The sequence below is a fragment of the Deltaproteobacteria bacterium genome, assembly GCA_029860075.1.
GTDB lineage: Bacteria > Desulfobacterota > JADFVX01 > JADFVX01 > JADFVX01 > JAOUBX01.
The window spans coordinates 1-23,152 of record JAOUBX010000031.1 but is presented as its reverse complement, the minus strand read 5'-3'; the positions used below and the strand labels follow the sequence as shown (position 1 = coordinate 23,152).

General features: G+C 45.1%; 22 protein-coding genes. 18 read left to right on the top strand and 4 right to left on the bottom strand.

Annotated features, from left to right (window positions below; genetic code table 11):
* Positions 1–5: 5 nt before the first annotated feature.
* Entirely contained in the window at positions 6–521 is a 516-nt protein-coding gene (locus OEV42_10875) for a glycine/betaine/sarcosine/D-proline family reductase selenoprotein B (protein MDH3974770.1), read from the top strand.
* Between the two features lie 11 nt (positions 522–532).
* Here OEV42_10875 and OEV42_10870 read toward each other — a convergent pair whose 3' ends face one another.
* Positions 533–709, bottom strand: a complete 177-nt coding sequence (locus tag OEV42_10870) for a hypothetical protein (protein MDH3974769.1) — start codon at positions 707–709, stop codon at positions 533–535.
* Positions 710–1,159: 450 nt separating this feature from the next.
* On the opposite strand from OEV42_10870, the gene OEV42_10865 reads away from it, so the two are divergent.
* The 9 genes from OEV42_10865 (at position 1,160) to OEV42_10825 (ending at position 12,597) form a co-directional block, all read left to right on the top strand.
* Entirely contained in the window at positions 1,160–4,615 is a 3,456-nt protein-coding gene (locus OEV42_10865) for a glycosyltransferase (GenBank protein MDH3974768.1), read from the top strand.
* Entirely contained in the window at positions 4,599–5,327 is a 729-nt protein-coding gene (locus tag OEV42_10860; GenBank protein ID MDH3974767.1) for a hypothetical protein, read from the top strand. Before OEV42_10865 ends, OEV42_10860 begins: the two co-directional genes overlap by 17 nt.
* Positions 5,328–5,594: 267 nt before the next feature.
* Positions 5,595–6,641, top strand: coding sequence for a uroporphyrinogen decarboxylase (gene hemE / locus OEV42_10855; GenBank protein MDH3974766.1), 1,047 nt, complete (start codon positions 5,595–5,597; stop codon positions 6,639–6,641).
* The gene (gene hemN, locus OEV42_10850) at positions 6,642–8,042 is read left to right on the top strand and encodes an oxygen-independent coproporphyrinogen III oxidase (protein MDH3974765.1); all 1,401 of its coding nucleotides are present in this window, start codon (positions 6,642–6,644) and stop codon (positions 8,040–8,042) included.
* A 359-nt stretch (positions 8,043–8,401) separates the two neighbouring features.
* Positions 8,402–8,788, top strand: coding sequence for a response regulator (locus OEV42_10845; GenBank protein MDH3974764.1), 387 nt, complete (start codon positions 8,402–8,404; stop codon positions 8,786–8,788).
* Between the two features lie 154 nt (positions 8,789–8,942).
* Entirely contained in the window at positions 8,943–10,124 is a 1,182-nt protein-coding gene (locus tag OEV42_10840; GenBank protein MDH3974763.1) for a beta-ketoacyl-[acyl-carrier-protein] synthase family protein, read from the top strand.
* Positions 10,124–11,203 (top strand): beta-ketoacyl synthase chain length factor, encoded by a 1,080-nt coding sequence (locus OEV42_10835; GenBank protein ID MDH3974762.1) that lies wholly within the window; start codon positions 10,124–10,126, stop codon positions 11,201–11,203. The genes OEV42_10840 and OEV42_10835 overlap by 1 nt, the downstream gene beginning before the upstream one ends.
* A gap of 108 nt (positions 11,204–11,311) precedes the next feature.
* Positions 11,312–12,034, top strand: a complete 723-nt coding sequence (locus OEV42_10830; protein MDH3974761.1) for an ABC transporter permease — start codon at positions 11,312–11,314, stop codon at positions 12,032–12,034.
* Between the two features lie 8 nt (positions 12,035–12,042).
* Complete coding sequence (locus OEV42_10825) at positions 12,043–12,597, top strand: DUF2284 domain-containing protein (GenBank protein MDH3974760.1); 555 nt, start codon at positions 12,043–12,045, stop codon at positions 12,595–12,597.
* A 46-nt stretch (positions 12,598–12,643) separates the two neighbouring features.
* Here OEV42_10825 and OEV42_10820 read toward each other — a convergent pair whose 3' ends face one another.
* Both OEV42_10820 and OEV42_10815 read right to left on the bottom strand, forming a co-directional pair.
* Positions 12,644–14,671, bottom strand: a complete 2,028-nt coding sequence (locus tag OEV42_10820; protein ID MDH3974759.1) for a serine protease — start codon at positions 14,669–14,671, stop codon at positions 12,644–12,646.
* A gap of 99 nt (positions 14,672–14,770) precedes the next feature.
* Positions 14,771–15,088 carry a hypothetical protein gene (locus OEV42_10815; GenBank protein ID MDH3974758.1) on the bottom strand — a complete coding sequence of 106 codons (318 nt, stop codon included), beginning with the start codon at positions 15,086–15,088 and terminating at the stop codon, positions 14,771–14,773.
* A gap of 162 nt (positions 15,089–15,250) precedes the next feature.
* Here OEV42_10815 and OEV42_10810 point away from each other — a divergent pair, with 162 nt between their 5' ends.
* Complete coding sequence (locus OEV42_10810; GenBank protein MDH3974757.1) at positions 15,251–16,132, top strand: metallophosphoesterase; 882 nt, start codon at positions 15,251–15,253, stop codon at positions 16,130–16,132.
* Positions 16,133–16,388: 256 nt separating this feature from the next.
* Here OEV42_10810 and OEV42_10805 read toward each other — a convergent pair whose 3' ends face one another.
* Positions 16,389–17,132, bottom strand: a complete 744-nt coding sequence (locus OEV42_10805; GenBank protein ID MDH3974756.1) for a hypothetical protein — start codon at positions 17,130–17,132, stop codon at positions 16,389–16,391.
* Between the two features lie 815 nt (positions 17,133–17,947).
* Here OEV42_10805 and OEV42_10800 point away from each other — a divergent pair.
* From OEV42_10800 to OEV42_10770, 7 genes are all read left to right on the top strand, one after another.
* Positions 17,948–19,255: a DUF2157 domain-containing protein gene (locus tag OEV42_10800; protein ID MDH3974755.1), complete on the top strand. Its 1,308-nt coding sequence runs from the start codon at positions 17,948–17,950 to the stop codon at positions 19,253–19,255.
* Positions 19,252–19,764, top strand: a complete 513-nt coding sequence (locus tag OEV42_10795) for a GDYXXLXY domain-containing protein (GenBank protein MDH3974754.1) — start codon at positions 19,252–19,254, stop codon at positions 19,762–19,764. The genes OEV42_10800 and OEV42_10795 overlap by 4 nt, the downstream gene beginning before the upstream one ends.
* 89 nt (positions 19,765–19,853) lie before the next feature.
* A complete protein-coding gene (locus OEV42_10790; protein ID MDH3974753.1) occupies positions 19,854–20,165 on the top strand; it encodes a hypothetical protein in 312 nt (103 codons plus the stop codon).
* Between the two features lie 183 nt (positions 20,166–20,348).
* Positions 20,349–21,032, top strand: coding sequence for a TIGR00266 family protein (locus OEV42_10785; protein MDH3974752.1), 684 nt, complete (start codon positions 20,349–20,351; stop codon positions 21,030–21,032).
* Between the two features lie 4 nt (positions 21,033–21,036).
* The gene (locus OEV42_10780) at positions 21,037–22,131 is read left to right on the top strand and encodes a M48 family metallopeptidase (protein ID MDH3974751.1); all 1,095 of its coding nucleotides are present in this window, start codon (positions 21,037–21,039) and stop codon (positions 22,129–22,131) included.
* Positions 22,132–22,151: 20 nt separating this feature from the next.
* The gene (locus tag OEV42_10775) at positions 22,152–22,316 is read left to right on the top strand and encodes a hypothetical protein (protein ID MDH3974750.1); all 165 of its coding nucleotides are present in this window, start codon (positions 22,152–22,154) and stop codon (positions 22,314–22,316) included.
* 211 nt (positions 22,317–22,527) lie between these two features.
* The gene (locus OEV42_10770; GenBank protein MDH3974749.1) at positions 22,528–22,878 is read left to right on the top strand and encodes a nuclear transport factor 2 family protein; all 351 of its coding nucleotides are present in this window, start codon (positions 22,528–22,530) and stop codon (positions 22,876–22,878) included.
* Positions 22,879–23,152 lie beyond the last annotated feature (274 nt).

Genomic DNA, 23,152 nt, shown 5'->3' with positions numbered 1-23,152 from the left:
TTGTTATGGAAAGCAAGGGTTTGAAAGAAAGAATCATTACCCGGCTTTTTAGCCGATTCCCCTTTATTGCGGAGCGCTGGGCTGAAAGTTACCAGGCCGTTGAGAGCAGCGGCATTCCCTGGACGCCCTTTACCGGTGACCTTGCAAAGTGCAAGGTCGCCCTCGTTACCACGGCCGGTGTCCATATGAAGGACCAGCCTCCCTTCGATATGGACGATGAAGAGGGGGATTTTACCTTCAGGGAAATTTCGGCTCGTGCCGGGGTGGAAGATCTCATGATCACCCACAAGTATTACGACCATACCGGCGCCGACAAGGACATTAATATCGTCTTTCCCCTGGAGAGACTGAGGGAGATGGCTAAAAGAGGCGAAATAGGGGAGCTGGCGCCGAGGCACTATGGTTTTATGGGCCATATTGTGGGAAACAAGATCGATTCTCTTATCCATGAGACGGCCCCCGAAGTTGCAGGAAAACTCAGAGCTGACGGTGCAGACATTGCCCTCCTTACCCCTGGCTGAGGGATCTGCAATCAGTCCGTCGGACTGATACAAAGAGCAATTGAAGAGGCCCGTATCCCCACCATTTCCATTTCTATCCTCAGAAAGCTGACGGAGGAGGTTAAGCCCCCGAGAGCGCTCTTCCTGCGCTGGCCTTTCGGCCATCCCCTTGGTGAAGCAGGAAACATTCCCCAGCAGGTTGCCGTCATAAGAGAGGCTTTTCGCTACCTGGCAGAGATAGAAGCGCCGGGAACCATTGTCGACCTTCCTTATAAATGGAAAAGGGAAAAGTATCCGCCTCTTTAATTCCCGGCCGGCGCCTTGCCGAAGGCTCGCCGCGACAGGAAGTAAAAAGGGTCCTTCTGTTGCAGAGCCGGGAAGCTGCCCCGGAAAAAAGAAAATGACAAGCCTCTAAAAAAAGCGAATTTCATTAACTAGGCCCTCTTCAAGCGCTTCTCTTTTTTAGCGCTCATTTTAAACCGTCCCGGTCTGTCCTTTCTGGACAAAGAGACCGCTTTGGTTGTACTATACGACGTCACCGTTTTTTTGCCTAAGAAAGTTGTCCGCCTGTCCATAGGGTTTGATGGATGGGGAGTCAGCGGAATTGCACGGTATAATTCCCTGACAGATTATTTTTTCGGGAAATCCCATTTCGATAAATGAAATTATTTATTTTCTTAATCTATTTTTTTTCCGGTCTCACCTATCTTTGCTGGCGCCTTTTTTTTACTGTCAACAATGAAAACCTGTTTGCAACCTTTGTAAGCTCGGCGCTTTATGCCACGGAAGTTTACAGTTTCCTTGCCGCTATCCTTCTTATTTATATAAGTGCAGCACATAAAAGGAAAAATTCCCCGGGGCCTGAGAGTAAATCTCACCCTGCTGTTAATATTTTTATTACAACAGATAATAACTCAATTGATGATCTTCAAAAAACGATCATTGCATGCAAGGCCCTCAATTACCCTGCCGGCAAGGTGGCTATATCGATTATTGATAGAGATGGCCGGAATGATGGCGTAGAGAGGCTGGCAAAAAAGCATAAATGCAGGCCTGTTAAAATTGAAAAAGAAGGGGCCTGTCTCGAAGAGTTAATCCTTGAAGGAATAAAAGGCCTTCCTGCGGAACTGGTTATGCTGCTTAAGTGCGGACATGTGCCGGTAAAAAGTTACCTGAAAAAAACCGTCCCCTCTTTTGAAGATGAAAAGGTTGCTTTTGTCAGGACCCCCTGTCACAACCTGAGTTCAGACCCGCTCCAGCAGGCGCTTATACTCAGGCGTGATTTATCGAACGAAAAGAAGTTGTATGAAAAAGTGGTAGAGCCCGGACTTGACCGTTTCCGTGCGTCAACCCCCTCATGGCAGGGCATCATCTTCCGAAAAGAAGCGCTTCGGGACGCCTTAAGCGATGAGTCTGTCAAAATAGGTATGAATATAAGGATGAATGCCCTTCTTATAGGGAAGGGCTGGAAACCGGTTTATCTGAACAATAATCTTATTTTTAACACATCCCTTGAAGAGGAGGAGAACTTCTTCAGAAAGCGGGCCTGGAAATTCACACGCTCGGGCCGGCTTTTCATTCCTTTCCTTTTCTTTCGTTACCGCTTGTCCCTTTCCCAAAGACTTGCCTATATGGGCCTCATAATGAATGAACTCAACAGCCTCCCAAGGGTTTTATATATGATAGTGCCTCTCTTTTTTATGACAGGTCTGGCGCCTTTCCTTGCGCCCATTGAGACGCTGTCCTTAATTTTTATCCCCTTTTTCATACTCCAGATCATAACCCTTAACCTCTTTAGCCGGAGCTATCGTCATCCTCTTTTTGCCGCCGTTTATGATACGGCGGGCATCTCATCTATATTGATAGCGTTAACAGAAAAACTTTTTGGCAGGGATGCTGATTCATTGTCAGGCAAACCTGTTGCAAGGCCGCTGGTCCCTCTTATTGCTCTCTGGGCTCTTCAACTGACCGGTCTTATAACAGGTTCTCTCTTTTTTCTGAAGGGTATTATTTCACAGGACTTTCTTATGACGGGGGCTTTCTGGATACTCTACAATATGACACTCCTGACGGCAGCCATTGCTTCTGTTTATGGTCGTCCCCGAAAACGGGGACGACCGAGGATATTCAGGGAAGTTCAATGCCGCTTAATATCAGAAAATAAAAGATGGGATGCCACTTCGATAGAGATAAGCGAAAGCGGCATATCGCTCATTATGTCCGGGCCGGAACCGATTCCGGGGGAGCTTGACCTTGAGATTCAGGCGGCTTCAAAATTTCAATTGTCCTGCAAGGTCATGAGAAATGAAGTGATTTCCGGAGACAGGGCATCTGTCGGTCTCATGTTTGTTGATATGTCGGAACGGCAGAAAGAGCGTCTCATTGAGTGGATCTATTGTGAAGAAGAGGAGTGGTTTGAAGAGATTGTCAATGTAAATCCTCATCGCCTGGCGCTTGAGGGACTTTTGACTTCAGCGGCAAGAGTTTTTACCGATGAGATCGACCTTCACAGGAAGGCGCCCCGTTATAATGTGCAAACAGGTTGCAGGATTCTTCTTCCCACAAGGGAGATTAAAGGGACGACTGTTGATGCCAGTTCAAGCGGCATTCTTGTAAAAGTAGCAGAAGAACCGGGCCCTCTCCTTCGAGATATTATTATTGAAATAGATGTTAAGGGCAAAGGGATTTCTTATCCGGCAAAAACAGCCTGGACAAAGCGGACTAAAGATAGCTGGCTCGTTGCTCTAATGATTGAAAAAGAAAGCGGCAGCGACATGATAGCGGCCCTTTTTCCCCTTGCGACTATCAAAGTGGTCAAGGGTGAAAGTTTCCAGACGAGGGTTGTGAGAACCATGGCCCGCATGTCGGCATATCTCGTTTCCCTTGTTCTGGCCGGCGCCGTATTATATATTGCCGTTCATGCGGGTATATTTTCTCTTCCCCCACCGGACATTAAGGCCCTATACCATTTTTTCTGGCTTTTTGTTGTCTTTATATTGATTGACGGTTTAAAGGTCTTTATCGAAATAGTCCATCGGGCTACACCACGGGAGTATAAGTCGGACATATCCCGGGTTACGGCCCTTGTGCCCTGCTATAACACGGGAAAAGCAGTGGAATATACCATTGAAGGGCTTCTCAATATACTTCCCAAAGACCAGATCCTCATTATTGATGACGGAAGCAGTGACGATACGGCGGAAATTGCCAGGCAGAAGGGCGTGAGGGTCCACTCTATGGAGAATAACAGCGGGAAAGTAAAAGCGGTCTACGAGGGTCTCAAAAAAGTAAGGACACGCTATACCCTGTTGCTCGATGATGACGTGCGTTTGCAGAATACTTTTCTTCCCACCTCACTTCTTGAAGAAGGAAACACAGGAGTGGCTTTTTATGTTCTCCCTTGCAGAAGAGTAAGGGAGAATTATAATGGCAAGGATATTGTCAGTTGTCTTCAGCGCTACGAGTATGCAAAGTCCATGGAAATAGGGCGGAGGTTTCAGGACAAAACGGTCAGCGTCAGTTGTATTTCCGGGGCGGTGGGGCTCTTTAATACGGAAAAGCTGATGAAACTGGAAGAAAAACATTCGGGTATTTTTCCCGGTGAGGACTTTGAACGGACCCTTATCAACCTGCTAAACGACGGAAAAGTTGCTTTTGTTAATGATAATGTCTGGACCGTATGCCCTGATAATCTGAAGGACCTTACAAAGCAGCGGCTTTTTAGCTGGTATCCCGGTTATTACAGACTTGCCGGATTTTACCTGAAGATACTTTTTTTGAAAAATATGCCGGCAAGGCTTCGTTTTGAGATGCTTTACAACTTTTACGTCATCTTAAGCGATCCCCTGAAAATATTTTCACTGTTCCTTATTTTGTATTACCACTACTGGGGGGCTGTGCTTTTCCTCTATTTTTTCTATCTTGCCCTGGAAGTTTACCCTTTTCTCGTTGTTGAAAAGAAACTCCCCCTTATGAAATACTATTTCCCTGCATTTATCCTGTTTCCCCTCTATGGTATTTACAGCACCTTCCTTCGCGTCGGCGGGGGATTTGTCTGGTTATGGCATCGCTTTGTTACGGGAAGATGGAAACCGGTTTATGAAAAAGTATCATAAATTTAAATTGGGGATGCTTGTCGGCACGCTAATAGTGAACCTGTTGCTGCTAAAAGGAAGCTGTCTCTTTGCTGCTGATCAGATTACATTTATATTTGACTATATTGAAGACAGCCATGAAAAGGTAAAAAATAAAGGTGACCATGTTTACCGGGATAAAGCTGTTCGGGTAGATTATAAACAGGTTTACGGCGCCGCCTATTTTGGAAACCGGCAGAGAGGGGGAGAGGCGGGGGCTTATCTGAAGGACAAGAGAAATTCCCTCTATGGAGCCCGGGTGAGGATTAAGGAAAATGACGAATCCTATCAGGTTTATACGGACCAGGTTCTGTCAGGAGGGTTTGTGGGAAAGCTTGTTGCCAGGTACATTCATGTTTCGGAGCCTGAAAGGGCCGATGAGAAAACAAACCTTACCGTTTATGGTATAGGCTTTGACAGGTATTACGGCGACTACAATTACTTTTCGGCTATATATTTTAATGATCCAAGAGAGTCGGGCCGCTATTCCATTGTTATCAGCAATACGCTGGCCACTGAAAAGCATTATTTAAGAGTAGGCGCTGTTCCAAGGAGTGACTGGAAAACAGGTTATTTTACAACCGTAAAATATAACCATTTTTTTGTGAGCTATTCTTATCTTCCCAATTATGATTTCTCCAGCTACAACAGAAATTCCATTAGCCTGGGTTATATTATGCCGTTCGATTTATAAAGCAGATCGAATCATCTTCGTTAAAACGCCTTTCCTTTTCTCTACAGGCAAGGTCCGACAGCATGAGGTGAAACAGTGAATCTTATGACCCGATCAGAGCGTTGAAAAAAAGAAGGGGCATGAACAAAAAATGACAGAAGTGTACATTTCTACTTTGGTCATGTAATAATGTTTTCAGCGTAAGTCAAAATCTATGTTCTGCTTGACTTGTAAGGTAGCTTTACCCTAGTATTGTTGTTTCAAAAAAAATCCGGAAAGTGAGAGAAGATGCTTAAAAACGATACATTCCTTAAAGCCTGCAGAAGAGAAAAAACTGATTACACACCTGTCTGGATGATGAGACAGGCAGGGAGATATCTCCCCGAATACATGGCAACAAGGGGAAAAGCCGGTGATTTTCTAACCCTTTGCAAGACGCCTGAACTGGCAGCCGAGGTGACTATTCAACCGATAGATATCCTTGGTGTCGATGCGGCCATTCTTTTTTCCGATATTCTTGTTATTCCCGAAGCGATGGGAATGGAACTGCAGTTCCTCGTCGGAGAAGGGCCTCACTTTCCTGACCCCGTAAGGACTTCGGCAGCTATCGATAAGCTTGTTATTCCCGACCCTATGGATAAGCTTGGTTACGTTATGAAAGCCATTACGGCCATCAACAAAGGCCTTGACGGGCGGGTGCCGCTCATCGGCTTTACGGGTGCGCCATGGACGCTTGCCACTTACATGGTGGAAGGGGGCGGGTCGAAAAACTTCGCCCTTATCAAAAAAATGCTTTACGACACACCGGAACTGATGCATAAGCTGCTCGACAAAACGACGGATGCTGTTGTTACATATCTCAATGCCCAGATAGAAACAGGCGTTCATGCCGTGCAGATTTTCGATACCTGGGGCGGCATATTGACGCCTGATGATTTCGAGGTTTTCTCACTTCAGTACATAGAGCGGATTGTGAGTGAAGTCAAGGGCAAGGTTCCCGTCATCGTCTTTGCCAAGGGAGCGGGGCATATGATGGAGAGCATTGCCGGGACGGGTTGTGATGTCGTTGGTGTTGACTGGATGTCCGATATTGGCGATGTAAGAAAAAGAATAGGAGACAAGGTTGCCCTCCAGGGTAATATGGATCCCTGCACGCTTTATGCCTCTCCTGAAAGGATCAGGAAAACCGTTGAAAAGATCCTTGCCGGTTTCGGCGAAGGAAAGGGCCATATCTTTAACCTGGGTCACGGTATTTTACCGGATATCCCCGTTGATCACGCCAAGGCCTTTATCAATGCCGTTCACGAACTGAGTCCGGCATACCACAGGGGGTAAATGATGAATCCCACTTCTTCAACAACCTTAAAGGTCGATGTTGATATTCTTAAAAAATATACCAAGACCGGACCACGATATACGAGTTATCCCACGGCGCCTATCTTTTCCGAAGAATTCGGTCCGGCCGATTACAAGCGGACCATAGAGGCAACGAACAAGGTTGAAAAACCGGCTGACCTTTCCCTCTACTTTCATCTCCCCTTCTGCCGTTCCGTCTGTTATTTTTGCGGCTGTAACGTTATCTACACAAAGCGGGGTGAACAGGCGGATCAGTACCTCGATTACCTCGAAAAAGAGATCCGAATGGTATCGGCTCTGCAAAAACCGGGAAGAGAAGTGGTGCAGCTTCATTTCGGCGGCGGCACGCCAACCTTTCTTTCAACAGACCAGTTAAAACGGCTAAACAGGGCCATCAGGGAAAATTTTACTCTCTCATCCAACATCGAGGCCGGTGTTGAAATCGACCCGAGAGAGGCCTCGGACGAGCATATCAAGACGCTTCGTGAGATCGGTTTTAACCGGATCAGCATGGGCATACAGGATTTCGATCCCGTTGTGCAGAAGGCTGTCCACAGAGTTCAAACGGAAGAACTTTCCCGTCATGTTATCGATGTATGCCGTAAGGAGGCATTTGAGAGCATTAATATCGATCTCATTTACGGCCTTCCTCACCAGAGCGTCAAATCTTTTGAAAAGACGGTAGACAAGATTATTGAAATTAATCCCGACAGAATGGCCGTGTTCAACTTTGCCTATGTGCCGTGGATGAAGCCCATCCAGAAGAGCATCAAGGAAGAAGACCTCCCATCGGCTGCCGAGAAGTTTGAAATTCTCAAAATGGTTATCGAAAAGTTCACCACCGCCGGATATGTTTACATCGGTATGGACCATTTTGCCAAGCCTGACGACGAACTCTTTGTTGCGCAAAAGGAAAAGACCCTTTACCGGAATTTTCAGGGTTACACGACCAGGGCCGGTTGTGATCTCTATGGACTGGGGGTGACCTCCATTGGCCAGGTAGGCAACTGCTACGTTCAGAATGCTCATGAACTGCCTGACTACTACCAGGGAATAGAGGAAGGAAAGCTTCCCATCTACAGGGGCTATGAGCTAAATGACGATGACATCTTAAGGCGGCACATTATTACGCGTATCATGTGCGACTTTGAACTGGAATTTGCCGACGTGGAAAAAGAATTCAACCTCGATTTCAGGAAAACCTTTGCTCTTGAGCTTAGCGAACTGGAGCCGATGACAAAGGATAAGCTGCTTACCCTGTCTGATGATAAACTCGTCGTATCGGATCTGGGAAGAATACTGATCAGGAACATTGCCATGGTTTTTGATATTTATCTCAGGAAGTCAGACAAAGAGATGCGTTTTTCCAAGACGGTTTAATTTTTTTCAAAAAGGCCATATTTTTTTCTGATTACCGTCTGCAGGGAAGTTGACCCCCCCTTTATAAAGGAGGATTTCAATGTGTCCCCCGTCATTATTGATGGAAAGGATTTTTACTCCCTTTTGCCATTATCCATATCATGTTAGCAGAAGCAGGATTTCGGTTTCATAAAGGCGCCCTTTTTCTCTGATAGAGCCTATTGAGAGACTTTTCCGCTGCATACAGCTATATTTTGCTTTAAAATTTCATATAAGGTATTTTTATTTTGCAAGCTTCATTGCTCACATCTGCTGCCCTGTGAAGATATGGGGGAATGAATATTCTGGAATAAGAAAAATAATTCATTATAATTCGTACTGTGGATAAGTTAAAAATACTCATTGCAGAAGACGACAAAAGCTTGCAGGCTATTTATGACCTGTCCCTTCCTGATGAGATTTTTGAAAAGCGTATGGCAGGAAACGGCCTGGAAGCTGTAAAGGAATATGCCTCATGGAAGCCTGACATTATCATCCTCGATATTCTTATGCCCAAAATGCTGGGCTATTCCGTCCTCAGAGAAGTGCGAAAAATATTCAGTGATTATTCAACGACTATTATTATGGCTACTTCAGTCGATTCGAAGGAAGATGTCGAGTTTTGTGAAAAAGAGGGGATACAGGGGTACATTGTTAAGCCCTTCAATCCCGGAACCCTGGCAGATATTATTCTTAATTGTCACAAGAAAGCAGATAATCGGAACTAAACTGAAATGCGCCCTTCCCGAAGAATGATATTTGCCGGGATTTTTTGGGGTGATATAAAGAGATATTATTACAATTATTCATAGCAAGGGGATGCATGAACGTTAAAGAAAAACAGGGAATTTTTATCATTCCCCGAAAGATGACGGTCTTTAAGTGAAGCGAGCGGCGGTTACAGGTCTCGGCTGTATCACCGGGGCAGGTGAAAACCTGTCATCAATGATGAAAAGTATCTATGCAGGCCGCCGTTATCCCTGCGCACCTACCAGGTTTGAAACGGACCTAAAGGCTTCTCATCCACTTTTCGAGGTGAAGAAAGAATTTCCCCTTGCAGATGAAGGTGAGGATTCACGAACCAATGCTTTTATTCTTACCGCTCTTGAAGAAGCCCTTTCTCATGCGCAAATTGACTGGCATAAGCTGGACAGGAAGCGTATCGGTATTGTCATCGGTACGACGGTGGGATGCGCTTTTAATAATGATTCTTTCTATGGTGACTACCGAAAGGGAACCTTCCCTGATATTTCAAGTGTCGAACGTTATCTTGCCGGTAATTCAGCGCTCTATATTGCGAAAAAGTTCGGTATCAGGGGACCTGCCATTACCATTGCCAATGCCTGTTCTTCCGGCACCGATGCCATCGGTATAGCCAAAGGCTGGATAGAAAGCGGACGATGTGATCTTGTTGTTGCAGGGGGCGCCGATGAAATTTGCCGTCATCTTTATCTTGGTTTTTATTCTCTTTTAAATACCTCTGCCGAGCCGTGCCGCCCTTTCGACAGGAAGAGAAAAGGGCTTAATCTCGGTGAAGGCGCCGGTATAATGATTCTTGAAGAGTGTGGTGCGGCAAAGGCAAGAGGCGCAAAGGCACATGCCCTTGTTGCTGCCTATGCCTGCCGCAGCGATGCCTATCATCCCACAGCGCCCCACCCCGAGGGTAAAGGTCTGGCCAATGCCGTAAAGGCTGTTTTCAAGGCATCGGGCTTAAGGCCGGAAGAAGTGAATTTCATCAATGCTCATGGCACATCAACGGTAGAAAATGACCGGATAGAAGGGACTGTTATCAGCCGTTTCTTTCCTGAAGGAATTCCTGTTGTTTCTACCAAAGCCTATACAGGGCACACGCTGGGTGGCGCAGGGGGTGTGGAGGCGGTTATGACGGTGAGAGGCTTAATGGATGGACTGCTGCCGGCGACGGCAGGGTTCGAGGAACCCGATGAATCATGCGGCATTGTGCCGACAACAAAGCTTACGGAAGTTAAAGGCAGGGCTGCCTTCTCTAATTCTCTTGCCTTTGGCGGACACAATGCTGTCCTGGCATTTGTCAGAGGTGAATAATGGATAAATCAATTCTCGGTATAGGGACGGTCTCGGCCATGGGGTGCGGCATTGAATCTTTGCGGCAGGGGCTGTCGGGGAATGCTTTTCCCAATATTCTGGCCCATCACATTGAAACGAAAGAGGGGACATTTACGCTTCCTGTTTACAGGGCTGTTGCGGAAGGCCTGGAAAATTATATCGAGCGGTCCCGGTTGAGGCGCATGGACCCTTTTCTTCGTATGGGTCTGCTTGCTTCCTGTCTGGCAATGCAGGATTCAGGGCTCGAAATAGATGATGGAGAGCGCGTGGGAATTGTTTTTGGCACCGGTTATGGCGCTCTTGCTTCGTCTTTCGGTTCATTCAATTCTCTTATGGAGGATGGTGACAATTGTGTCTCTCCGACCCTCTTTGCCACCTCCGTTCATAATGCGATGGCTTCCAATGTTTCTATCGCTCTTGGGCTTGGGGGGCCCTTACAGACAGTCTCCTCCTTTGAAATGACGACCTGGGCTGTTTTTGACCTGGCATGCGGCTGGATTGATGAGGGAATTGTTGATTACGTTCTTACCGGTGTAGGTGATGAATACTGTCCGACCCGGGGCTACTCTGTCCTTCTTTCGGGGGCCAGGGGTATGACTGCCATGAATCCTCTTGATTTCAGCTGTTGCACTTATCTCCCGGGAGAGGGTTTTTCCGCCTTTCTTATCGGAAAAGGTCAGGGGTATTGCCGAATAAGCGCCACAGAAAGGGTAGCGGCCTCTCATTTTTCAGGAAAGGGCATGGATGCTCTTTTTCTTTCTGCCAATGGAGAAAAGGAGATGGCTGCCGCTTACAGCAGGTGTATGAAAGAGTCATCCCGGATAGCGGCCTATGCCCCTCTCTACGGCGGGCTTCCTGTAGGGCAGGGCTTTGATCTTGCCGTCGCGGCGCTGTCCCTTAAGGAAGGCACTCTCTATCCCTCTCCTTCGGTTTTTCCTGCTGTTGCTGATAAGCGGGTGATATGCAAAAAAGAGAAATTTGGAAATCCCTTTACCATCGGCACAGTTCAGTGCGACAGGGATGGTAACGGCGGAGTGGTTGAACTTTCGTCCCCATAGCATAAGGGACGAAGGTGAAAAAATGGAAAGGGTCTGGTCAGTATAGCCCCTTATGTAATATCGTTGATCTTGAAACAACTTTAGTCCTTAAATGGGTGGGGCCTGTAAATGAATAACGCCATTCAAATAATTCCCCTCATTAATCTGACACTTGCCTTTATCCCCGTTTTTGTCGTCATTGCTATTCTCTATAAATGGTCCCGCAGCCATGGTCATGCCCTTTACGGTGTATCGAGAATGCTGGCACAACTCCTCATTATCGGCTATTTCCTGGCCTATCTCTTTGAATCGGACAGCGCCTGGCTCGTTCTTGCCCTTCTGGCCGTCATGGTATTTGCTTCCAGCTGGATTGCACTCGCTTCGATCCCTGAAAAGCAACGTACCCTCTACTCAAAGGCCCTCTTTGCCATATTTCTTGGCGGAGGGGTGAATCTCATTCTCATAACGCAGGGAGTCCTCGCTCTCGATCCCTGGTACAGGCCGAGCTACTTTATCCCCCTGGCGGGAATGATATTTGCCAATGCCATGAACAGTGTAAGTCTTGGTGCAGAGAGGTTGCTGGCCGAAAGGGAAAGAGGTGTCACCTATGATGAAGCTCGGAACATCGCTTTCCGCTCTTCACTCATCCCCATTACCAACTCCCTCTTTGCCGTTGGACTTGTTGCACTGCCCGGTATGATGACGGGCCAGATCCTCTCCGGCGTGTCACCCCTCATTGCCGCCCGCTACCAGATTATGGTCATGTGCATGATCTTCGGTGCGGCGGGGATTTCTTCGGCCTTGTTCCTCAGGTTGGTAAAGCCTTGTTTTGAAGAAAGAGATTCTTTGTAAAGTTTATAATGACTAAACTAGATAAAGCTGCTTTTCAGGGCATAAAGGACTTTGAAAGACATGAAGCGACAATTCCTGTCAGCCATTTCGATTTCCGAATGCAGTTCAAAGACAATTGTCTCAACTGCCCTGAATATGGCAAAAACCTCTCTTGTCCTCCCCACAGCCCCGGCTTTAAAGATTTCATTGGAGGCCTGGAACAGGCTAAAGTTATCTGCCTCAGGCTTTCCCTTGACAAGCTCGGTCATCTGCCGGTTGAGAGAAGGGCACGTGCCGCCCATGATATGCTTTCTTCATCTCTTACGGATATTTTGCTGAAAGAACGAAGAGCCGGTTATCTCATAGCCGGGGCCGGGGCCTGTAATGCCTGCCGGGAGTGCCCCCTTGAGAAAGGAGGGAGAGTCTGTGTCAAACCGGAGGAGCAGATATTCAGTCTTGAATCACTTGGCGTCAATATTTCCTCCCTCCTGGAAAAGTGCTTTCACCTTAAGCTGGAATGGCTTAAGTTACATCATGAGGCCCGACATATCTGTGCCGTGGGAGCCCTGTTTTTTAATCGATAGATAAGGGGAAGGTTTTTCTTTAACGTTCTTATCTATTTTTAGACGCTTAGCGCCTCCGGCTTGGGGGTTCTTTCTGAATTGACAGTTTTCTCATAAACTTGTTCAGTTTACCTTTCATTTCACTTTCCCGGGCCTTGCCGTCTTTTCTGAACCAGACCGTATAAAGAATATCCTCATTATTCGCGCTTCTTTTTTTCGATTTATTTGAATAAACTGAACTGATCCGGGTGCCGTTGTCATCGTAGTGCAAGGAAGAATCATAGGGGAACTTTCTGTTCATAATTTTTTCCCAGCTGCTTTGATAACCGTCACTCAATGATTTTGGAGGCGCCGTATTTCTTAATACGCCTAAATAGGTATCGTTGTTTTTATCTTCTCCCGCATAAACACGCGCCACGTCCCAGACCACGTTTTTCGGGCTTTTGTAGTAGCTGAAAGAGAGTTGAAGATAACTGTCATCACTTATTTCCATTATGTCGGGCGTATAGCTGAAGGAGAGTTTTTTGGATTTGTACTTTACATATTTGCCCGGTTTGGCATCTATCTTTATGGATGAAAAAACAGGGGGATGGAGTTTTTTCATTGAGTAGAACTCTTTCCACTCTTTAATCGTTCCATAATATGAGAGATATATAAAGTCGGTAAATACCTTGAGGTCCGGCATGTAGGCTATGTCCAGATAGCCCGTCTGGGCCTGCTTCATCATGGCAATGAATCCGCCCGGAACAGGAAGCATAAAGGCCCCTATCTTCTCGTCGCTATATTCCATAAGCCAGGTGCGAACAAGCCATTTCCTGTCATATTTATCTGTATGCCTGAAATCTTCATGGGCCTTGCCCAAAGAGGTTATCTTGATTTGTTCCGATCCGATAGTTCGTGTTAAAGAGATCCCTTGAAGAAAGAGGTCCATAAAGAGCTTTGAATCTTCATAGAATGTCTTAAGGGGAATATTGTCCGGTTTCTTCATGTAAAGGTAAAGGGTGTCATTCATGCTTCCATAGCTAATATAACCGTTCTTTCCCAGTTCCGCTGTTTTTGTATCCTTGGGGTAATAGGTGCTCCACTGGCCGTCATCTCCCTTCATGATGAGATGAGGGAATACGGCGCCTACAACAGAATGAAGCAATTCGGTGGAGCCTTTGCCCTTGGGAAATATATTTTTATCATTTTCAGCAAGAAGGTCTTTAAGGAGCTTGCCCGTAAACTTGCCGGTAAGCTTGATCATTTCCCGTCTCAAGGCCTGAAAGGATTTAGGCAGCTTTATTATTTTATGGAGTGTGCCTGTTTTGCTCATATCCATATTGTCAAGCTTGTACTGCAACATGAGGTGGACTTCCGCAGTGTTAACAGGCGCTTTTAAAACCTCGGAAATGGGAAGGGCATAGTTAAGGTTTTCATTGTCCGATTTCATTAGAACAATGCCGATGACCTTCCCCCTTTTGTCGAGGAGAGGGCCTCCGCTGTTGCCGGGAGAGGCGGCGGCTGAAAAACGTATCCACTTCCATTTTCCGGCTTCTTCTTCATGAGTGTCAGAGGTGTAGAGTCCATCTCTGATGACAATGCCCTGGCCCAGGGCATTTCCTACGGCAAATACTTTTTCATTGATTTGAGGCTTGTCGTTGATCTCAAGGAATTGAGCATTCTTCTTGTCCTTCAGGGAAAAGAGGACAAAGTCCCTGTAAGATGAATATTTGCTGATCTTGTCCAGCTTGTAGATCTTCCCCTCCTTATCTCTTAAGTACACCTCTTTAAACTGGCTGTCTACGAGAAGGTTCATAACATGGGCGGCTGTAGCGAATTTATTGGCTCCAATAGCAAAAGCTGTCCCTATGGAGTAATATTTGTCTGTTCTTATAGCAAAGGGAACCTGATCCATTGGCAGAGGTTTTTCATAGCTAATATTTTTTCCCGGGAGTTTGGGAACAACAACCTCGAATACGGCATTTTTTACCTGTGAAACAATCTCCTTATCCAGTGTCGTAGCCGGTGAAGTGCTTTTGACGTTATTATTGACGGTCTGACAGCTTAATAGGGGGAGAAAAAGAAATAACGGAAGATAGCGGCGAGTATTCATTTTGTTTTCCCTTTCAATGGATTTTTGGGTTATTCAATAATTTAAAGTTTAATATGGAAAGAAGTTTTTGCAATATTAATACCCCTTTTTAAGGATTTTTTACGCCATGACAGGAAAGCAGTCTGTGGCAAGGGTTTTCTCCTTCCAGTAGAGGCAAAAGCCTCCTTGCCTTTCTCTTTTGCCATGTTTTTCTATTGACTCAATGCTTGATATAACTATGATTTTACCTGAAAGACATGAATAGTTTTCATATTCAATAAGCTTTTGCGAAAACAATAATAAAGGCAGCGGCCCATTCCTTGACAAAGTTATAACGTGGGCTTTCTGCCCTTTTTTCCCGGTTAAAAGATTAGCTATTCCTGCGAAGGGGGATCTCATTTCGTTGTTTTTCTCTGTGATAAATTTTTTCCAGGCCATCAACTGCAACCTGCAATTGAGCGCAAGCTCTTCCCTCCAGGCGAATTATCAAACCCTCCTTATTCCGATCGTTCCTCACTTGACAGGCCACGCAATGAATGCAATGATTCATTAGAATAATACCTAATTAGATAAATCCATCGTCAATGGTAATTTCAGCTTATGAAAAAGTGGACGCGGCGAAAAGTCATTGTTAACGGTTTTCGGGGAGTGGTAATTCTCGGTGCAGGCAAGGGTTTTTATAATACGACTCCCCTGCATATGGAACTGTCTGACAATAAAATTAAAATTGACGGCCTTCCCGAGAGTTTTCGTGGATTAAAAATTGCGCAGCTGACTGATCTCCATGCATCAGCTATTGTCAGCAACAAGCTCTTTAGCAATGCGGCCCGGCTGGTCATGTCACAAAAGCCGGACCTCATCTTTTTAACGGGTGACTTTGTTTCGGGATCGACAAAATTTCTTTCGGGCCATATCGGTGAATTTAACAGGAGGCATTTCGATGAATCTATAGAGGCCCTGTCAGGGTTAAAGGCGCCTCTCGGAATCTACGGCGTTCTTGGAAACCATGACTTCTGGAGCGGCCCGACGGCCCTTGAAACTATCATGACAGGGTTTGAAAAAAAACTTGAAGTCAAATGGCTGCGCAATGAAAGTGTGACAATCGAAAAAGGTGGTGAAATTATTCATCTGCTGGGGGTTGATGACTACTGGTCTCCAGGTTGTTCTCTTGGCAAGGCATACAAGGGACTTGATAATTGGCCTGTCAAGATTCTTTTGAGTCATAATCCTGATATCAATGAAGAGATCGACCTTCTCGGTGAGCGCATCGACCTTGTTGTCTCCGGCCATACCCACGGAGGCCAGATCGTCGCTCCTCTTATCGGTCAGCCTGTTATTCCTTCAAAATACGGCCAGAAGTACAGGGCAGGCCTGGTTCGTGACGGCGCCCGGCAGACCTATGTAAGCCGGGGTATCGGTCACCTGCTGCTGCCTTTGAGATTGAACTGCCCCCCTGAAGTGACATTGATAAGACTGGTTTGAAATGAAAATTTACGCTTTTTTTTCCTTCCAGCGCTTTTATGCTCTGCGGGCGCCATGTGCTCTGTGATGGAAAGGAATTACTCCAATCTCTCGCCAAACCGTGAAATCTGTGCAGATCCGTGTCCCGATATTTTGCTCTAATGGGCAGTTGAAACCGTTTTTACCTTTTACGCATAAGGGGCCCTGATTTCATTCCTTGTTAAAAAAGGAGGGGTTGCGCTTGACCAACCCCTCCTTTTTGCAAAGGACAAACTGGTTATCTCGGCGCTATGCAGTTGGCGTGAGTAATAATTTCACCACCTATAAACATGAACAGAGGCGCAATAGCAGCTGACACAGCCCAGCTATTACCGTTAGGGCGGCTGGAGCTTACTCCTACCCATGGCCCTGCAGTATAACCGCCACCGGAAATAGTTGTTCCTGTGGGGCATGTAGCATAGATTGTCGCTGCGGGCACTGTTAGGCAAGGATTGCAATCAACCCATAAACAAAAACAATCTTTTAAGTAATAACTTTTGTAGATTGAGAACTGTTCAATACCATTGGCCCCGGCGTCAACACTGCATACGACACTGCCGTCTTCATTGATTTCCTGAATATACTCGCCATCAGGACAGGTGCCCGAAATAATATTTTGTTTTAAGGCCACAACTTGCTCAAGTTGAGCTAATTCCTGCTCCAGTTTATAGATCATGGCCATGGCAGCGGCAAGCTCTGTCTCAAGTGAGGCAATATCGCCGTCATTATCCAAAATCTGTTGCTGCAGGGATGCGGCTTGAGCCTTTAATGACTGAATGCTTTGCTCGGTAATCGTTACACGTTCTTCCAATGAGGTAACAGATGCAAATAATTGGTTTATCTGTGCCTGCAGCGCATCAATAGGTCTGATACCGAGGGCGGCCTGCGATGCGGCAGGCACATTGCCGGGGGGCGCTGCATGGGTTGTAAAAGCTGTAAACAAACAGAGGATTCCAGCAATAAGTAATCGGGTATATTTCATTTTTTATTTCTCCTTTGTAATTGATATAAATATATTTTTTGAACCGTATTAAAAAATAATGCCATCGTGCTTATCTGCCGGACGCAGCAAGCGCAGACCCGGTGAAAGTTTGGAGAATAATCTGATAACCGGATTTCGCTTTTATCTATCGAGTCCGGTCGCTGACCCGGGTCGAATAATAGAGATTGTTATTTTGATTTAAATCAGACACCACCCTCCTTTCTTAATATTTATGAAACTCTGTGGGTGCCCTTCTTTGCAGATTCGGAATCCCAATAGAAGCCATCAAAGATGGTCACGCCTCTCGGCAGATCAAGACTTTCCCATGGCATGAGCGCAATAAGGACAACACACTTTCCTGCATTTATTGCAGAAACAGCTGTGTCCGCCGCACGCTCGATGGGGTACTCTGAATATCTTATATGTCACTGTGATGTTTACTAAGCAGGATGGATGAATCTTAGATGTGCATTCTAATAAATCATTTTCAAAAAAACAATCAACAGAAATGACTTATTACTCAACTGATATGATATTTGTTGGAGATTGTCACTTAAAAGAAGAATAGAATAAGCCCTGTCAAAAGAGGTCTCTCCTTATGAGCGACAGCGAAAGCCTGTTATGAATTGTTTTGTTGCTCATAAGAGACATTTTCAGCAGGGGAAGGCCGGGGCGTTTTTCTTAAACCGCAACTCATAACATGTTCTTCCCCTTTGCAAAACCCGCCTGATTAAGGTATAAACATATATCAAGAAGATTTAAAGGGGAGTAGACAGATGGGGAAAAAGAATTGAAGGAAAAGTGAAGAGGAATTAATGCGTTTAATCCGATTGCTGAAAAATGATATTGCCAGGGAAGCCTCTGAATGGGTTTCGGAAGATATTATAACGCAATCACAGGCAGAAAAAATATGTCGGCGTTACGGTGTCGATTACGATCAGGTAAAAAATCGTTCACTCGGTTATAACGTTCTTGTTGCCCTGGGATATCTCTTTATCGGCCTGGCAGTTATCACTCTCATTGGCGCTAATTGGGATAATATCCCCCGCGCAGTGCGAATGTGGGGTCTAATCGTGCTGACAGTGGGAACGCAGGGAATTGCCTTAAGAAAATACTTGTCCCGTGAAAAAAGCGCTGCCACAGGTGTTTTTTTATTAGGCAACCTTTTTTATGGCGCCTCGATTATATTAATTGCTCAGATATACCATCTCGGTGAACATATGCCGGATGGGGTATTTTGGTGGGCCACAGGTTGTTTACCTATCGCTATATTGATTAACAGCCCATGGATTGCTTTGCAAAGCACCTTGCTGGGGATGCTCTGGTTTTATCTGGAACTTGATATGGGCTTTTACCCCGCCCTTTTCCCCTTATTTATTTTAGGCGCTTTGCTTGTTTTATACCGCGGAAAACAGAGTATCGGTCTTTTTTTAACGGCAGTGGCGTCTATTGGTTTTTGGGTTGAATATTCGCTTGCAGAATACTGGCGTCAAGGTAATTACTATTCATTTCATGCTGAACACCTGCCTGTTAGTGCAGCATTGTTTATTTTTGCCTATATGTTTAGCCATTGGCTGAAGGGGAGGCAATCCGTCGTTGCTAAAGATTACGCCGCCGTACTGGCAGTCTGGACCTTGCGATTCGGACTGATATTGATGTTTATAATGAGCTTTGAACAACCCTGGCGAAGGCTGATCAGAGCAAATTGGGAACACACAATGTCAATGTGGATAATTATCGCCGTAATTTCAGGTTTTTCATTGTTTTTGGCTTATAAGGCTGAAAGAATAAACAGGGCAATCTATATAATGCCTTTTTATTTGATATCAATTATCGCTGTTTTGGTTTCAGGAAATAGGGATCATGCTGTATATTTCCAGATCATTTACAACCTCGCCCTTATCACCACCGGTATCTGGCTGATTCTAAGGGGCATACAAAATGGCATGTCTCATTACTTTTTTCTTGGTGTGCTGTCTATACTGTTAACGGCCTTCATGCGTTATATTGATTTAATTGGCGATTATATTGGTGGCGCATTGCTGTTTATGGTTTGTGCCATCGTGCTGCTCGGCGCTGCAAAGTACTGGAAAAACTACGAACCCGGGAGAGAAGCCGCATGAAAAGTAAGGTCGGCGCAGGTTTAGCAATAGCAATTTTTTTTCAGTTTCTTGTTTTAAGCGGTATCTATGTCAGCGCTGCAATCCCATTGTGGACAGGAAGTGAAATCAAGGTAAAGACTGTTCCCGTAGACCCCCGATCAATGTTCAGAGGGAATTATGCGCGATTAAGATATGAGTTTTCCCGTATCAAATCAAGTCATTTTCCCGACGCCAAAGTCCCGAGAAATGGTGAAATAATCTATATATCACTCAAAGCGGGAGATAATGACATCTATGAACTTTCAGACGTTTCACTTGTTGCACCCGGCAGTGGTATTTATTTGCGGGGACGAGTAGAGAATGGAAGATACAGAAGGGATTCCTACAGAGTTAAATATGGGATTGAGGCCTTTTTTGCGCCGAAAAAGGAGGCCCTGGTTCTGGAGAAGGACCTTCGGCATGGAGGCATTGCAGTACTCATGGTGTCCGATAGCGGCGCGGCCCGTATAAAAGATGTCATAGGCAGATAAGGTCTGGCTCTCTTATGATGGCAATTAATGATGAGTAAGGTGATCAAACAGTTCTTTGTTGTTCTTGTTATTTCAAAGCGGTATTTATTATGAGATTATTTTTTGCGCTGCTATTTGTCACTTCACTTTTCATAAATAGTTGTAATGGCCCTGATATTAGAACCCTTGAACAGCGTGATTTGATTAGCAAAAAAAATGCGGAAGAGATTGCCAAAAATGAGTTTTTAAAGCTGAACTATGGGCCACTTAAGCATTTTGAATTAACTGTGACTGATAAATACGATAAAAATAAGTGGTCATTTTTTTTCATGGGCAAAGGCGCATTTGCTCTGCCTGGAAATCATGTTTCTATAGATATCGATAAACAAAGGGGCAAGCCCTCAATAATGTTGGGAGAGTAAGCTAAAAATCCGGCAATGCCGGCATTGGACGGAACCCGGTTCCGGGGATATTATTCAATTTCCGGAGTTCGCCATTGTCCTTCCCGGCTTTGGCGCATGCGGCGGAACAGGCTTTGCCGTCCAGCCCTTCAGGGGCCGGCGTTACTTGTTAATCTAATAAACTAACATGAAAAGGAGGATAGTATGGATTTTAACATTATTAGTAAAGGCGCTTTTGCAACACTGAATGTTTCACTGCAACGAGGTGAATCAATAAAGGCGGAGTCAGGGGCGATGATTACGATGAGTGACACGCTTGATGTTAACTCAAAGATGGAAAGTGGAATTATCGGTGGCCTGGCGCGTAAACTGCTTGCAGGGGAATCACTGTTTTTCCAGACTCTTAAAGCAGAAAGAGGTGATGGAGACGCCATGCTTGCATCGGCCTACCCCGGTGAAATGGCAATCCTGGAGCTTGATGGTTCTGAAGAGTATATTCTTCAGAAAGATGGCTTTCTTGCTGCTGAAGATAGCGTTACCGTATCAACAAAAGCGCAAAACCTGACGAAAGGTTTATTCTCGGGCGAGGGTTTTTTTGTTATGCGCCTTGGAGGAGCGGGTAAAGTTGTTGTAAGCACCTATGGCGGCATTATGAAACTGAGTCTTGCTCCGGGTGAAGTGAAGATTATCGACAATAGCCACATGGTAGCCTGGAGCGCTAATTCAAACTATAAAATAGAAAAGGCTTCCAAGGGCTGGATTTCCAGTTTTACCAGTGGCGAAGGACTGGTTTGTCGCTTCGAGGGGCCCGGGGACGTATATATCCAAACCAGAAACTCTCCCGGATTCGGTTCCTGGGTCAAGCAGTTTATTCCGGCAAAAGGATAATAAGTTGCATCGTTGTAAAGTTGTTTATTATTTAGAGAAAGAAAAAGAAAGCGCAACACTGCTTATCTATCCGGGAACAGATGTTGAAATCGAGTTTCCCCATGGAAAGAGAAAGCATGTTCCCTTTCAATTTGCTGATTTCAAGCTTAAGGGAGATAGCGCCACTACCCTTGAAATTTCATGGACAGACAAGGAAGGGCGGAACTTCATCTATTGTAATGATGAACAGATGTTTTCACATCTTGCTGCCCTTCCCGGGTCACCCTCATTCCTTTCAAAGGTAAGTACGCTCTCAACGCAGCGGCAAAAAAACGATAAAGTGGAAAAAAGGCGTGTTCCTGTTTTATTGGGGGCCATTGCAGGAATTTTGATACTTTCCTACCTTTTTATTATCTCTCTCGTTCCCATTGCCACAAGAATGCTTCCTTTGGAATGGGAGCAGAAAATCGGGGCTATTGCTTACGAAAACTTTTTAACAGGAGAAAGGAAGATTACCTCTCCTGATGTTGTGGCGGCCCTTTCCAAAATCGTAAACCGCATAGATGAACATGATGGCGCTCATATTAACTATGAACTGTCCATTATTGACACAAAGCAGGTAAACGCTTTTGCCTTGCCCGGGGGCTACCTTATCGTCACGTCGGAACTTATTAAACGTTCCCAAAAAGCGGAAGAAGTGGCCGGTGTGCTTGCTCATGAACTTACCCATGTTTTGGAGCGGCACGGCATAGAAAAGCTGCTGAGACAAGCGGGGCTCAGCATTTTAATAGCCGTTATTTTCGGTGACACATCATCAATTACTCAACTGGCGGAACTTGCCTCGGGCCTGGAGGGCCTTTCTTTTAACCGTGATCAGGAAAAAAAGGCTGATGACGGCGCTGTGAAAATAATGGTATCGGCCGGAATATCCCCTTCTAATTTAATCTCTTTTTTTGAAAAATTAAAAGAACTGGAAGGTCCGTCTTCAGGCAATATCCCCGAACTGATAAGTACGCATCCGCCAACCGTTAAAAGGATAGAAAGACTATCCACGGCACCGGAACCAGACTCCATTCAGCCTTTTGATATAGACTGGGATTCGGTAAAAAAGCGCTTGTAAAAATCAGGAGATGGTTCTGAATGGAGCTAATCGAAATATGCTCTCCAGCAGTCAAGGATGGGCAGGTTTATTCTGCCCATGCGGAACAACTGACGGAAAAATGGAAAGCCCGAACCAGAGATGGTGACGGGCTTTTTTTATGGAGAGGAGATAGTTGTGTGTTCCTTCCTGAAAGCGCGAATTGATCTTTTATAAGAGTAATAAAGTTGACTGAACCTTCCCGGTTTTCCTGTAGCCTCAACAGGCAATATTGAATGTTATCCGGCCAAATATCAGGTCAGAGCATACCTTAAGTGATAAATGCAGCAATATAAATTTGTAATGGCTATTTTCTTCTGATATTATCGGGAAAACTACATGCTAATGGATTAGTCTTAAGAAAATGAAAGGGAAAATATGAAGCCCGATAAAAATGATTTTGCAAAGAAGTGGATTGATTCATGGAATTCACATGATTTGGATAAGATATTGGATCATTATGCTGATGATTTTTCAATAACATCTCCAATGATTAAAGTAGCGCTGGGAATAGATACGGGCGCTTTAAAAGGAAAAGATAAAATCAGGCAGTATTGGCAGGCCGCATTAGAAAAGGTTCCCCATTTACATTTTGAGTTTATTGACGTTACCGAGAGTATCGATTCAATTGCTATTTATTATAAATCAGTGTTTGATAAAAAAGCAGTTGAAGTATTTTTCTTTAATGATTCAGACAAAGTGAGCAAAGTGATTGCTCATTATAATTGAGAGCATAAGCTGTCAACGCACTCGAATGCATGACAGTGGTGACTGTTTTGACTTTGGTCTTTTTTTATATGTACGCTACTTTAATTAATCTTTGAAATCCCCGTCCTTTGGGCGGGGTTAGAGTTAAAAGGCTATGCCATAATAATTTTACTTTTCTTTTGCTGGATTTATGCCCCTTGAGGGTACAAAGAAAAGTAACAAAAGAAAGGCCGCCCAGCCCGGATAAACCGGATAAGTGCCTTAACGAAATAACTTCCTGAAAAAAGAAGCAAAA